The following is a 12,894-nucleotide window of genomic DNA, read 5'->3' on the forward strand; positions in this document are numbered from 1 at the left end:
GTGTCACGATGCGCAACACGGAGTCATGGGCGCTGGAAAGCCAGCCAGTAGACGCCACGCCCGCCGACGACCACCAGCCGCGAGTCGTCCAGCCACGCGCAGCCGTGGATCTCGCTGTCCAGCCGCAGTTCGGTCAGCGCGGCCCAGCCCGGCTCGTCCAGGATCCGCAGCCGCTGGTCGTCGGTCACCACAGCGAGCAGTGAGCCGTCCGGCGACCACCGCGCTTTGCTGGTCGCCCGCATCTCCTTGTCGATGTGGTACTCGGCGACGACAGTCCACGATCCGGTGTCCCAGCGCGTGACGGTGTCACCGACGACCGACACCGCCTTGGTGCCGTCCGGCGTGCTGCCGAACTCGTCGACGTCGTCCTCGAACCTCAGCGTCCTGCGGACGGAACCGGTCTTCGGGTCGATGATGTGGACCACCTGACCGATCACGGCCGCGATCCACGCGCCGGTGCGCGCGACTGCGATGCCGACGCTGGGCCGCTCGTTCCTGCGGACCCGGCGGCCGATCCGGGTGCGCGGGGATGCGACCGCCTGGTTGTCCCTGACCTGCGTGCCCGTCTCGGAGACGGTCAGCACCTGAGAGTGGCCGGGCAAAGGGAGCAAACGGTTGACTTCATCCAGAGCGGTGATTGCCGTAACCGAACTCGGCCTCATGGAACACATCACTGTCCGCGACGGACTCGTACGTGACACCGCATTCCTGGCTGAGCACCGCATGTCCGAGGTTGGCCAACGTGAGCCACGCGGTGACCAGCCCACCGATGAGCAGGAAAGCACCCGCCGTGCCAACCCCGGCACGGAACGCCCACGCCACCACCATCGCCAACGCGAGCGTGATAGCCGCCGTGAGCACAGCACGGATAAGGTAGGTCCTCCGCTCGCGCGCGGTGTCTTTGCGCGACGCCGCGTAGATCGCCACTGTCGCACCGCACTGCCAGCACTTCACGGCGACGACAGCGGGGTCGGTGGCGTGCCGGGCCAGCTCGTAGACCTCACCACCCGGCTGCCTCAAGTGCGTCACCCGCGCGGAAATGTGCGTAGCAATCCGAAACAAGCGGCTCCCTCATATCTCCCCGGTATGACGCGCGCGGAAACGCCGAACCCTAGATGCTGCGCGAGCGCATGTCAGCAGGCAAGCACCCAGCCGGACCAGCCCGGCATGCCTACGGCTCCTGACCAGCCGGAGGCGGCGGCATCGCGCCCTCCGGCGGCATGCTGCCCACCAGCCCACCCGGCTCAGCCTGGGCGGACAGCGGACCAGCCTGCTGCCGAGGCTCATGCTGGTCCGGCCGACTGTGCTGTTGCTGACCCCGCTGGCCGGGCCCCGGCTGCTGGCTGTGCTGACCAGGCGGTGCCTGCTGCCCGAACTCCTGCTGGCCCAGCCCGGGCCGTGCGGCGGAGGTGCCTGACGTGCCAACCGGCCCGAACACCATGGAAGACGGCAGCGAAGCCCGGTTCCCCGTGAACCCCTGCGGTCCACCGCCAGCCAACCCACCCGGCCCGAACGCAGGACTCACCGACCCCTGCTGACCTGCGGAACGCGGTGCGCCACCCGGTCCACCGGCGAAGCCGTGCGGCGGATTGCCGGGGCCTGCCGCGTGGCTGCCCGCGTCGAACGCTGGTTCAGCGGGGGGTGGGTGGCTGGGCGCGCTGTATCCGTGGGGCTCGCTGAGCGGCGGATTGTCGCTGGGTCCGGTGGCGTGGCCGCCTGGGCTGAACGATAAATCGTCGGGTGTTGTCTGACCTGGTGCGTGGAATCGTTGCGGTTCGTTGAGCGCTGGGTTGTCACCGGGTCCGGCTACGTGACTATCCATGGCGAATGGTGGTTCGCTGGGTGCCGTCTGTCGCGGGGCGTGTGGTGGTGCCCCGTCGGGTGCGGTGAATCCGTGCGGCGGATGAACGACGGCTCCGGCTGCGTGACTGCCTGCGTTGTATTCCTGGGGTTCGCTGAGCGCCGGGTTGTCATCGGGTCCGGCTGCGTGACTGCCCGTATCGAATGACGGTTGGCTGTGTGTCGTCTGCCCCGCGGCGTTGGCGAAGCCGTGTTGCTGTTGTGTGCCGTCGGTTGTGGCGAATTGGCGTGGCGAATCGTCGATGGGTCCGGCGGCGTGACTGCTCGTGTCGAATGGTGGTTCACTGGGTGCGGTCTGTCCCGAGGCGTTGGCGAAACCGTGTGGCGGATTGTTGCTCGGGTCGGCGGCGTGACTGCCTGCGAAACCTTTCGTTTCGAGTGGTGCTCCGCCTGAGGGCGTGTTCGACTGGCCAGTCGCTGGCCCGGCGAAGCCGTGCGCTGGGAACGGCCCCTCGCCACGTGAGGTGTCGCCATGCCCGTCAGCTGCGTGGCTGCCCGCACCGAACGGTGGTTCACCGGATGGTGTGGTTTGGCCGGGCGCAGTGAATCCCCGCGCGGGTGACGGCTCGCCGAACTGCGTGTTGTCCGCTGGGCTTCCTGCGAAACCTCCCGGCGGGAGTGATGTTCCACCCGGTGGCGTGTGCCGCTCGTCTGACGGCCCGGCTGGGTGGCTGGAGCTTTGCGTCGGGATCGGCGTGCCGCCTGGGGGCGTGTTTGGTCGGCCGCTTGCTGGTTCGGCTGCGTGGCTGCCTGCGAAGCCTTGTTGGGGGAGTGGTGTGCCGCCGGGTGGTGTGTTCGGTCGGTCACCTGCTGGTCCGGTTGCGTGGCCGAAGCCTTGCGGCGGGATCGGCGTGCCGCTTGGGGGAGTGTTCGGCTGAGCGATCGGCGGTCCGGCGAATCCGTGCGGTGCGGCCGGTGGGGTGCCGAAGCCTGGCCCTCCCGGTCCCGGTGCGCCGGACCCTCCTGCACCGCCGGGGGCGTGCTGGGCTGCCGGTGGCTGGCCTGTTGGTGGCTGGGCTGGTGGTGCACCCGGCTGTCCTCGCTGAGGGGCTTGCTGGGCCTGGTTGGGCAGCGGCGGCAGCCCTGCCCTCGCCCTCAGCCATTCGGGGATGTGGCCATCCTCACGGGGGAACTGGCGCAGCTCGTCCTGGAAACCGATCGGCGGTGGCATCCGCCGCCACCTCGGCTCGGTGTCCGGCTCGAACTCCGCGCTGAACTTCGACGGGTGATCCAGCAGGTAGACGCCCGAAAGCCAGGTTCCCCTACCCGGCCGGTACATCGCCGCGCGCAGCTCGCCGAACAGCTCGACCACGTCCATCGGCGGCCGGATCGGGAACGGCTGCCCGTCCTCACCCGTCACCGTGACGTCCACCTCGATGTGACGCCCCGCCGACCGGTACTCCGCCCTGATCCGCTTCCAGCTCGGCGGCGCCGCACCGAGCAGCGCCCGGCCGATGCGCCTGATCAGCTGCTGCTGATCGACCTCTGGCACGCTCATGTCCCCCGGTCCTCCCTGACCCCAGCGTTCCTGCTGGGACCTTACAACTTCGGCGGCGTCCGCCGGGCAGGTTCGTGCCGCCCGGGCCGCACTCCCGCGCCGTCCGTAGACTGGCTGGAAGCCGGTTCGGGCGGGAAGCCGGGCAGACGAGTACGGAGTGGAGCGACTCAGACGAGGTGGAAGCAGTGACTCTGCTGGAGAACCTGCACGGACCGACCGACTTGAAGCGCCTCACCGACGAGGAGGTGGTCCGGCTCGCCGGCGAGATCCGCTCGTTCCTGGTGGACAAGGTGGCAAGGACCGGCGGGCACCTCGGCCCCAATCTCGGGGTCGTCGAGCTGACCCTCGCGGTGCACCGGGTGTTCGACTCGCCGAACGACGCGATCGTCTTCGACACCGGCCACCAGAGCTACGTGCACAAGATCGTGACCGGCCGCAGCGGCGGGTTCGACACGCTGCGCCAGCGCGGCGGCATGTCGGGCTACCCGTCGCGCGCCGAGAGCGAGCACGACTTGGTGGAGAACAGCCACGCCTCCACGGCACTGTCCTATGCCGACGGTCTGGCGAAGGCGTTCCAGCTGCGTTCGCAGCGGCGGCACGTCGTCGCGGTCGTGGGTGACGGCGCGCTGACCGGTGGCATGTGCTGGGAGGCGTTGAACAACATCGCCGCCGACCACACCCGCCCGATCGTGATCGTGGTCAACGACAACGGCCGGTCGTACGCGCCGACCATCGGTGGTCTCGCCGACCACCTGGCGTCGCTGCGCCTGCAGCCCGGCTACGAGAAGGCCCTCGAAGGCGGTCGCCGGGTGCTGCAGAACACCCCGGTCGTCGGCAGGCCGATCTACGCGGCGCTGCACGCGGCCAAGCGCGGGATCAAGGACGCGCTGAGCCCGCAGATGATGTTCGAGGACCTGGGCCTGAAGTACGTCGGCCCGGTCGACGGGCACGACGTGCACGCCATGGAGGCGGCGTTGCGCCGCGCCAAGGAGTACGGCGGCCCGGTCGTCGTGCACGCTGCCACCCGCAAGGGCAACGGCTACGCGCCCGCCGAGAACCACGAAGCCGACCAGATGCACGCCACCGACGTGATGGACCCCATCACCGGTGAACCGATCAACCCCAAGAAGAAGACCTGGTCCTCGGTGTTCTCCGAGGAGCTCGTCCGGCTGGGCGCCGACCGCGAGGACATCGTGGCGATCACCGCCGCGATGCTCGGCCCGACCGGGCTGGACAAGTTCGCCGCCAAGTTCCCCGGTCGCTGCTTCGACGTGGGCATCGCGGAGCAGCACGCGTTCACGTCGGCCGCCGGTCTGGCGATGGGCGGGCTGCACCCGGTGGTCGCGGTGTACGCGACGTTCCTCAACCGGGCGTTCGACCAGCTGCTGATGGACGTGGCCCTGCACAAGCAGCCGGTTACCGTCGTGCTGGACCGTGCGGGCATCACCGGTCCGGACGGCGCCAGCCACCACGGCATGTGGGACATCTCGATCCTCGGCACCATCCCGGGCATCCGGGTGTGCGCGCCGCGCGACGCCAAGACGCTGGCCGAGCTGCTGCGCGAAGCCACCGACGTGACCGACGGCCCGACTGTGCTCCGGTTCCCGAAAGCCGCGGTCGGTTCCGAGATCACCGCTGTGGAACGCGTCGGTGGTGTCGACGTGCTCCGTCGCCCGCAGGAAGGCGAGGACATCCTGCTCGTGGCAGTCGGTGTGTTCGGCGAGCTCGGTCTGGCCGCCGCCGAACGCCTGGCCGACCACGGGATCGGCGTCACGGTGGTCGACCCGCGTTGGGTCACACCGGTTCCGTCGTCGCTCGTGGACATGGCGGCGCGGCACCGGCTTGTGGTGACCATCGAGGACGGCGGCAGGCACGGCGGGTTCGGCTGGGCCCTCGCCGCGGCCATGCGGGACGCCGACGTGGACGTCCCGCTGCGTGATCTCGGTGTGCCCCAAGAGTTCCATGACCACGGAACGCGTGCGGAAGTGCTCGCCGACCTCGGCCTCACCGCGCAGGACGTGGCGAGGCGGGTCACCGAGTGGGCCGCGGGGCGGCTCGGCGAACCGGCCGCCGACGAAGTCAGAGCGTCCACGAAGGACTGAGGCAGTGCGAGTTCTGGTAGTCGAGGACGAAGAGGCGCTGGCCGAGGCGATCGCCCGCGGCCTGCGCCGGGAGGGCATGGCTGTCGACGTCGCGCTCGACGGCGACGCGGGTCACGAGAAATCCACGATCACGCGCTACGACGTGATCGTGCTCGACCGTGACCTGCCGGGCATGTCCGGCGACGAGTTGTGCCGCGAGATCGTCTCCTCCGGCGCGCTCACCCGCGTGCTGATGCTCACCGCGAGTGGCACGGTCGAGGACCGCGTCGAGGGACTGTCCCTCGGCGCGGACGACTACCTGGCGAAACCGTTCGCGTTTCCCGAACTCGTCGCGCGTGTTCGTGCGCTCGCACGCCGCGCCACGCCCGCGACCCCGCCGGTGCTGACCGTCGGCGACCTCGAACTCGACCCGTCGAAACGCACGGTCAGCCGGGCGGGCCGGGCCGTCGAGCTGACCCGCAAGGAGTTCGGTGTGCTCGAGGTCCTGCTCGCCGCGGGCGGATCCGTGGTGAGCAGTGAGGAACTGCTCGAGCGCGTCTGGGACGAGAACGCCGACCCGTTCACCACGACGGTCCGGGTGACCGTCATGACGCTTCGCAAGAAGCTGGGCGAACCCGGCCTGATCGACACCGTGGTCGGCTCCGGTTACCGAGTACCGGTGGCCGGCACCGAAACGGGGTGACTTGACCACCCAACGCGGGCTCCGCCTGCGGGTTCGCATCACTTTGCTGGCCACTGGCCTGGCGGCGGCGGTCAGCGTGATGCTGTTGTGGCTCGGCTGGTTGCTCGCCGGCGACGTGGTCGGCTCGGTGCCGAGCCTGCCAGGGGACACACCCGTCGTGGTCGACGGCAGGCAGGTCGACGCGGCCGAACTCGCCAAGGTGCTCCAGGACGACGCACGCGAACGCATCCTCGTCTACGGCTCCATCGCCTTCACTGCTGTGGTGGCTGCGGCTGCCCTCCTTTCCTGGACCCTCACGGGCCGCATCCTCCGTCCGTTGCGGGAAGTCACCACGACCGCCCGCCGGTTGTCGGCCGAGTCGCTCGGTGCGCGCATCGCCTACGAGGGCCCGCGTGACGAACTCGCCGAACTGGCCGACACCTTCGACGACATGCTCGCCCGCCTGCAGGCGGCCTTCGAGTCCCAGCGGCGGTTCGTGGCCAACGCCAGCCACGAACTGCGCACCCCGTTGTCGGTCATCCGCACCGAACTGGACGTCACGCTGACCGACCCGGAGGCGGACGTCGCCGAACTGCGCCGGATGGCAGGTGTCGTGCGCGCCGCGACCCTGCGCTCCGGTCAGCTCGTCGATGCCCTGCTCCTGCTCGCCCGCACCGACGGGATGGGCGTGGGCGTCCGCGAAGCCGTCGACCTCGCCAGCACGGTGGCCACCGCCTGGCACGGTGTCCGTGCCGAGGCCGAGCCCCGCGGCATCACCCCGACCTTCCACGCCGCTCCGGCCCCGGCCGTCGGCGATCCGGCACTGCTGGAACGTGTCGCTGGCAACCTCCTCGAAAACGCTGTCCGCCACAACATCGACGGCGGTTGGATAGATGTGCGTACGTCGGCCACCCCGGAATGGGCGACGCTGCGAGTGAGCTCCTCCGGCCCGCTCATCGACGCCTCCCGCGTCGGCGAACTCTTCGAGCCCTTCCGTCGCGGCGGCGTCGACCGCACGTCCCGCACCGGCACCGGTTTGGGTCTGTCGATCGTGCGAGCCGTCGTGGTCGCGCACCACGGCCAGGTCAGCGCCTACCCAGTGCCCGATGGCGGACTGTCAGTCGAGGTGTACCTCCCGGCGAAACTGTGAGCAGCGAGCCCCGGGGCGGCGGGGCGTCGCGCTACTGGTCTTTGGTGCGCGTGTGTTGTGGTTTCACCACAGCTTGATGATGATCGGCATCCGGCCCTCCTCATTCCCAGATCTGGATGGCTCGCACCACGAACGGCGCGTCCGGCACGAACGTGCCGCCTTTGGGATATGTGGTGAACTCGGCCTCGGTCGAGCAGTCTTCTCCTTGGTAGACCGTGACATCCTTGGTCAGCCGGTTCGCCATCGATTTCGCGACCAGGCCGCCCAGCGGCACGCACTCACCGGGATTGGCCGTCTCCAACGTGTGTCTGACCGACGTGCCCCCGTAGTTTTCCTTTGGCCACAGGCAGAATTCGCCGCGATCGCAGTTCGTCACCGCGTCGGCCGCGCTGGCGGGAACGGCGGGCAGCAGGGCGCCCGCGGTGAGCAGACCGGTGAAAAGGGCGCGCTGAACAAGCTTCGACATGTGAGATCCCCTGAGTGAGTGTGTTCGTCAACCACGGCCACACCTCGGCCGCGCAATTCAAGATTGCCGCGTCCGGAGCCCGTTGTCCGCAGTTTTCGAGTTGATCACACTATCGTGTTCGGGGGAGTCGTCGTCGTAACTCTATGGCGTCGCCTGGCGCCTGCACCTTGATGTCGTTGTCGAAGTAGACGTACGTGTCCACGTTCCACTTGCGAATCTTGTTGGCCCACAAGTCAAGCGCGGCGTCGGTGTATCCGCTTGCGTAGAGCTCCGTGTCGCCGTGCAGCCGGATGTACGTGAAATCCGTTGTGATGTCATCGAAGCAGGGGAAGGTGCCTGCCGTGTCCGCGATGACCATCGCGGCGTCGTGGCGGCTCAGGAGGTCGGCGAAGCTGGAGTCCGCGAAACTCGGATGGCGTACTTCGAATGCGTGGCGAAGTGGACGGTCCGTGACCACGTCGAGCCACGACCGTCCGTCCAATCTGGAGTCGTGCCCGGCAGCCAGGTCGGCGGCTGCCCCGGTCGACCGCGGCAGCATGGCGAGGAAGTCGCCGAACAGGTCCGCGTCGAACGGGAAACTGCCGGGGAACTGCCACAGCACCGGCCCCAGTTTGTCCTCCAGCGCGAGGACGCCGGAAGCGAAGAAGTTGGCCAGCGGGACCTCAATGTCCCTGAGCCGCTTCATGTGCGTGATGAACCGGCCGCCCTTCACGGCGAACACGAAGTCGTCCGGCGTCTCGGCCGCCCAGCGCTGGTAGCTCGACGGCCGCTGCAACGAGTAGAACGAACCGTTGATCTCGACCGAGTCCACCTGGCGGGAGATGTACTCCAGCTCCCGCCGGTGTGGCAGGCCGTCCGGGTAGAACACGCCACGCCACGGCGGGTACAGCCAGCCCGAGGTCCCGATCCGGATCACACTGTGGTTGTACCCGCCGGACCGGGTCACCACACGTCGGCGAACACCGGATTCGTGTAGCACCACAGGTCTTCGAACGGGTCGGCATCGCCGATGACGTCCATGGCCGGTTCGATGCCGCCGCTGGTGTGGCGGTTTCCGTCTGTGCCACGGACTCGGGCGTAGAACGGGCGCGCACGTTCCGGAAGGTGTGCTGGAAGACCACCGTGTGCCCGGGCCACCACCTGCGCGGCTCGAAGGATTGCGCTACTCTGGTCGCGGGGGCAGTGGACACATCCGGTGCGGCGGTTCCGGTGACCTGGTTCTGGATCAGGTCGATGCGGCGCAGTGTGGGGACGGATCCGCTTCCGTTGGGTCGAATGGCCAAGCGCGCGACAATGACAACGGTGACGGACGAGCCCTTGCGTACCCGGATGCGGCCGCCGTACGTGGCGAACTGACCGTCGCCATAGGCAGCCACTTCGAGATTGTCGACCAGGCCACCGTGGGTCACCCAGACACGGCCGGCGCGTAGGGCGGACGCGACGGCGGTGTGGGTACGCGCGGTCGCGCCGACATGTGTCCTGCTGAACTCGCCCGGGTAGAAGTCGGCGTACGGGGCGAACAGCTGGGGTACACCGGAATTGATCGGGTCCGGATACTTCCCGGTCCTGTCGAAGTAGTCGCCGGGCACGGCTGGCCTCGTCAGCACGTCGCCCCTGTTGTAGTGGGAGTCGGAATTGCTCGTGATCCAGAAACCTTTGCCCTCGGCCAGAAGGGAGTCCCAGACGCCGCCCAGTCGTGCCGTCGTCCAGTCGAAGCCGCCGTAGGTCCGGTACGCCTCGACCGGGTAACCGGGCCACGAGTCTGTGCCGGGACTGTTGCCGTACCCACCGCGCGCGCCGCCGTTCCCATGGGGCTTGGGAAAACCGTCGGCCTGCGCACCGGGAGCGCCTTCCATACCGATGACAAGGCCGGTGTCGCGCAACGCGCGTAGCTCGTGTGGTGCGACGCGACCATTGCGGGCGGGGTGGTTCACGACGACGATCGGGTCGCGCGTGTTCTGCCGGAGCCAGCGCACGGCCGCGAGCGCCTTGGCCTCGTTCTCGGGCCATCCCGGACCCGAGTCGGTCAGGCGCGAGTCGTACGTGCGCTCGAACGTGCGCAGCAGAGCGGCTTCGTCGGCACCGGGGGCGAAGAAGACAGTGGCGTGCTCGGCACCGGGCACGTTCCACTCGATTCCTTGCCACAGCAGGATGTCGCGGTGCTTGCGGCGGGCGGCTCGAACGTCCGCGTCGGTCGGCTCGACCGAGGACTTCTCGTGCGCCGGGTAGCCGTGGTCGGTGATGACCAGCCAGTCGACACCGTGCTGCCGCGCGCCGGACACCACGTTGTCCACCGTGTACATCGCGTCGTACGAGTACTGCGTGTGCGTGTGGTGGTCGCCGACGAGCCAGCGGTACCGGTCGCGGCCGAGCAGGCGTCCCATCTCACCGGTGATGTCGGCGTCCAGTGGCGCGGCCGGCGTGGCCGCGGCCTCGCCATGGCTCGCCGCTGTGCCGATCAGCCCGGCGGCGCCGGCGAGTCCGGCGCGTCGCAGGAAGCCTCTTCTGTCGTGTTCCATGCGGCGGACCGTAGGAGGGAGAAGTGGATCATCAGTGGCCGTCAGGTTGACGGCGTCTGTCACGTGTGCCGGGTGGTGTCGAGCAGTTCCCTGACGACCTGGCGCGCGGAGTGCACCCGTGCCTTGACCGTGCCTTCGGGGATGTCGAGCTGCTCGGCGATCTCGGCATAGCTGAGCTGGGAGATGTCACGCAGGACGAAGGTGGCGGCCAGCTTGGGGCGGTCGGCTTCGAGCCGTTCCAGCGCGTCCAGCAGGTCCACCCGTGATCCGGCGATCACACTGGTGGTCCGCGGGTCCGGTCGCGCGGCCAGCTGGTCGTCGACGCCGATGCGCGCGGCCCGCCGCTTCAGCGAGCGGTACGTGTCCATCGCGCTGTTGTTCACCACGGTGTGCAGCCACGTGCTGAACTTGCTGCGCCACTCGAACTGGGGGAGGCGTTCGGCGATCTTCAGCAGCACGTCCTGGCAGGCTTCCTCGGCGTCCTGGAGACACGGCAGGTAGCGCCCGCACAACCGCAGGACTGTGGGCTGGATCGCTCGCAGGAGCTGGTCGAGGGCCACCCGGTCACCGGAAGAAGCCCGTTTGGCGAGATCTTCGAGCTCTTGGTGGACTAGCATCTTCCCCCGATCGACCAGTACAGCATAGCGGGGGACAGGTGATCGAGCAGATCGGTCGTTACCGGGTGTCCGGCCTGCTGGGCACCGGTGCGTTCGCGTCGGTGTGGCGGGCTGCCGACGACATGCTCGGTGGCGAGGTCGCGATCAAGGTCCTCGCCGACAACTGGTCCCGGCACCTGGATGTCCGGGAGCGCTTCCTCACCGAGGCGCGGCTGCTGCGCCAGGCCGACTCCGACCGGATACTGCGCGTGTTCGACATCGGGGAACTGCCGGACGGGCGGCCGTACTTCGTCACCGCGCTCGCCGAGCTGGGCAGCCTCGAGGACCGGCTCGCGGCCGGTCCGCTGGCCACTCAGGAGGCGTCGGCGATCCTGGCCGACGTCGCCGAAGCGGTGACAGTGCTGCACGACATGGGTGTGATCCACCGCGACCTGAAACCGTCCAATGTGCTTTTCCGGTCCGCCCACGGCGTCGTGCTCGCCGACCTGGGCCTGGCCAAGGCGCTCACGCAGAGCTCCGGCCTGACCCAGGTCGCCGGGTCGCCCGGGTACATGGCGCCGGAGCAGGCGAGGCCGGGCGCGATCGTGGACGAGCGCACAGACGTCTACGGCCTCGGCGCGCTGGCCCACCGGCTGTTCACGGGCGTGTCGGTCGGGGAGAGCGGCGGTACCCCGATGCCCAAGCCGATCGCCAGGGTGGTGACCCGGGCGTTGCGGGCCGATCCGGACAAGCGCTGGCCGGACGTGCGCACCTTCATCGAGGAGTTCGGGGCGCACCGCCGGTCGCCGCTGCACCTGGCGCCGCTCGCGGTCGTGCTCGTGGTGCTGGTGGCGGTGCTGACGCTGCCGTTGCCGCGTCGCACTGTCGCCGAACAGTCCAGCGGCGCGACCTCGACGTCCACGCCGAACGCCCCTGCCACGCTGCCGCCGATGGACAGCTCGGCCTCGGCGAGCGAGCCGGCGCCGCCGTCGACGCCGATCCCGGTCGACCCTGACACCTGCCGGGCCGCCGACCTGAAGGTCTCCATGAACGACGCGGACCAGTTCGACGGGTTGAGCGCCGAGGCGGAGCGGTGGGGCCTGGGGATCTTCTTCGAGTCGCCGAAGCGGGAATGCACCATCGAGGGGTACCTGACCGACTTCCGGTTCGTCCTCGCCGACGGCCGGACGCTGGAGCGCCAGATGGGTGACGGCGTCGGTGCGCCGAGGCCGGTGGAGCTGGGCGGCACAGCCGTCGCCCAGCTCGACGTGAGCTGGCCGAGGGGCCGGGGGAAGGCGGAGACGCCGGTCCGCGTCGAGTTCCTGTTGCCGGACACCCCGGACCTGGTCACGCTGCCATGGAAGGGCGGCCCGGTGGGTACCGACGGCCAGGTGGAGGTCGGGCCGATCAACCCGGCTTCAGGGTGACCTGAGTCACAGCGACACGTCCCCACTCTCCGGTGACAACCGCCGTCCCACAGTCCGTTCACGGAATTGGGGTGAGGGGGCGATTCGGCTTGGCAAGCTCGCGGCATGGTCCTCGCGCCGACTGGGGGTCGGAGACGGTGCCATCATCGGCGGCCGGGTGGCGACGGCACTCGACCACCGTGCGCTCGCCAGGCTGAGTCGCGGCCGCGAGGTCGTGCTGGTGACGGGTACCAACGGCAAGACAACCAGCACGTTGATGATCACCGAGGCGCTGCGGTCGATCAGCACAGTCGCGACCAACACCACCGGCGCCAACATGCCCGACGGGCATCTCAGCGCGTTGATGGGCGCGCCCGAGGCACCGTACGGGGTGCTCGAAGTGGACGAACTGCACCTGGCGCAGGTCGCGGCGCAGACCCGGCCGAGCGTGATCGTGCTGCTCAACCTCAGCCGTGGCCAGCTCGACCGGGTCGGCGAGATCCGTGGCGTGGAACGTGTCCTGCGCCAGGTGGTCAGCGCCAACCCGGGCGCGGCTGTCGTCGCCAACTGCGACGACCCGTACATCGTGTCCGCGGCTCGTGCGGCCCGGAAGGTGTCGTGGTGGCGGCCGGGTCA

The 12,894-nt window shown here is 69.2% G+C and carries 10 protein-coding genes and 2 pseudogenes; 6 read left to right on the forward strand and 6 right to left on the reverse strand.

Translation table 11 applies throughout. From position 1 onward, the window contains the following. Positions 1-23 precede the first annotated feature (23 nt). Both AOZ06_RS14720 and AOZ06_RS14725 read right to left on the reverse strand, forming a co-directional pair. Positions 24-611: a WD40 repeat domain-containing protein gene (locus AOZ06_RS14720; RefSeq protein WP_157233018.1), complete on the reverse strand. Its 588-nt coding sequence runs from the start codon at positions 609-611 to the stop codon at positions 24-26. Positions 612-621: 10 nt separating this feature from the next. Beyond that, positions 622-1,029 carry a hypothetical protein gene (locus AOZ06_RS14725; RefSeq protein ID WP_054289912.1) on the reverse strand — a complete coding sequence of 136 codons (408 nt, stop codon included), beginning with the start codon at positions 1,027-1,029 and terminating at the stop codon, positions 622-624. 256 nt (positions 1,030-1,285) lie between these two features. Here AOZ06_RS14725 and AOZ06_RS61250 point away from each other — a divergent pair, with 256 nt between their 5' ends. From AOZ06_RS61250 to AOZ06_RS14740, 4 genes are all read left to right on the forward strand, one after another. Continuing rightward, a complete protein-coding gene (locus tag AOZ06_RS61250) occupies positions 1,286-1,417 on the forward strand; it encodes a hypothetical protein (protein WP_257721473.1) in 132 nt (43 codons plus the stop codon). Positions 1,418-3,543: 2,126 nt separating this feature from the next. Continuing rightward, positions 3,544-5,460 (forward strand): 1-deoxy-D-xylulose-5-phosphate synthase, encoded by a 1,917-nt coding sequence (gene dxs, locus AOZ06_RS14730; protein WP_054296651.1) that lies wholly within the window; start codon positions 3,544-3,546, stop codon positions 5,458-5,460. A gap of 4 nt (positions 5,461-5,464) precedes the next feature. Then, positions 5,465-6,142, forward strand: a complete 678-nt coding sequence (locus tag AOZ06_RS14735; protein WP_054289913.1) for a response regulator transcription factor — start codon at positions 5,465-5,467, stop codon at positions 6,140-6,142. A gap of 1 nt (position 6,143) precedes the next feature. Continuing rightward, positions 6,144-7,271 carry a sensor histidine kinase gene (locus AOZ06_RS14740; protein ID WP_054289914.1) on the forward strand — a complete coding sequence of 376 codons (1,128 nt, stop codon included), beginning with the start codon at positions 6,144-6,146 and terminating at the stop codon, positions 7,269-7,271. Between the two features lie 100 nt (positions 7,272-7,371). On the opposite strand, the gene AOZ06_RS14745 is transcribed toward AOZ06_RS14740, so the two are convergent. From AOZ06_RS14745 to AOZ06_RS14760, 4 genes and pseudogenes are all read right to left on the reverse strand, one after another. Further along, positions 7,372-7,737, reverse strand: a complete 366-nt coding sequence (locus AOZ06_RS14745) for a peptidase inhibitor family I36 protein (RefSeq protein ID WP_054289915.1) — start codon at positions 7,735-7,737, stop codon at positions 7,372-7,374. A 109-nt stretch (positions 7,738-7,846) separates the two neighbouring features. After that, positions 7,847-8,644, reverse strand: coding sequence for a DUF72 domain-containing protein (locus tag AOZ06_RS14750; RefSeq protein WP_083472632.1), 798 nt, complete (start codon positions 8,642-8,644; stop codon positions 7,847-7,849). A 1,369-nt stretch (positions 8,645-10,013) separates the two neighbouring features. Then, positions 10,014-10,256 (reverse strand): annotated as a pseudogene (locus tag AOZ06_RS62465) (histidinol-phosphatase); the annotation flags it as partial. A 59-nt stretch (positions 10,257-10,315) separates the two neighbouring features. Further along, on the reverse strand, positions 10,316-10,873 hold the full coding sequence (locus tag AOZ06_RS14760; protein WP_054289916.1) for an RNA polymerase sigma factor: 558 nt from the start codon (positions 10,871-10,873) through the stop codon (positions 10,316-10,318). Positions 10,874-10,911: 38 nt separating this feature from the next. Between AOZ06_RS14760 and AOZ06_RS14765 the strand changes: the two genes are divergently transcribed. Both AOZ06_RS14765 and AOZ06_RS59865 read left to right on the forward strand, forming a co-directional pair. Beyond that, entirely contained in the window at positions 10,912-12,279 is a 1,368-nt protein-coding gene (locus tag AOZ06_RS14765) for a serine/threonine-protein kinase (RefSeq protein WP_054289917.1), read from the forward strand. A 256-nt stretch (positions 12,280-12,535) separates the two neighbouring features. Next, positions 12,536-12,808, forward strand: a pseudogene (locus AOZ06_RS59865) (hypothetical protein); the annotation flags it as partial. Positions 12,809-12,894 lie beyond the last annotated feature (86 nt).

This window comes from Kibdelosporangium phytohabitans, from assembly GCF_001302585.1.
Classification (GTDB): domain Bacteria; phylum Actinomycetota; class Actinomycetes; order Mycobacteriales; family Pseudonocardiaceae; genus Kibdelosporangium; species Kibdelosporangium phytohabitans.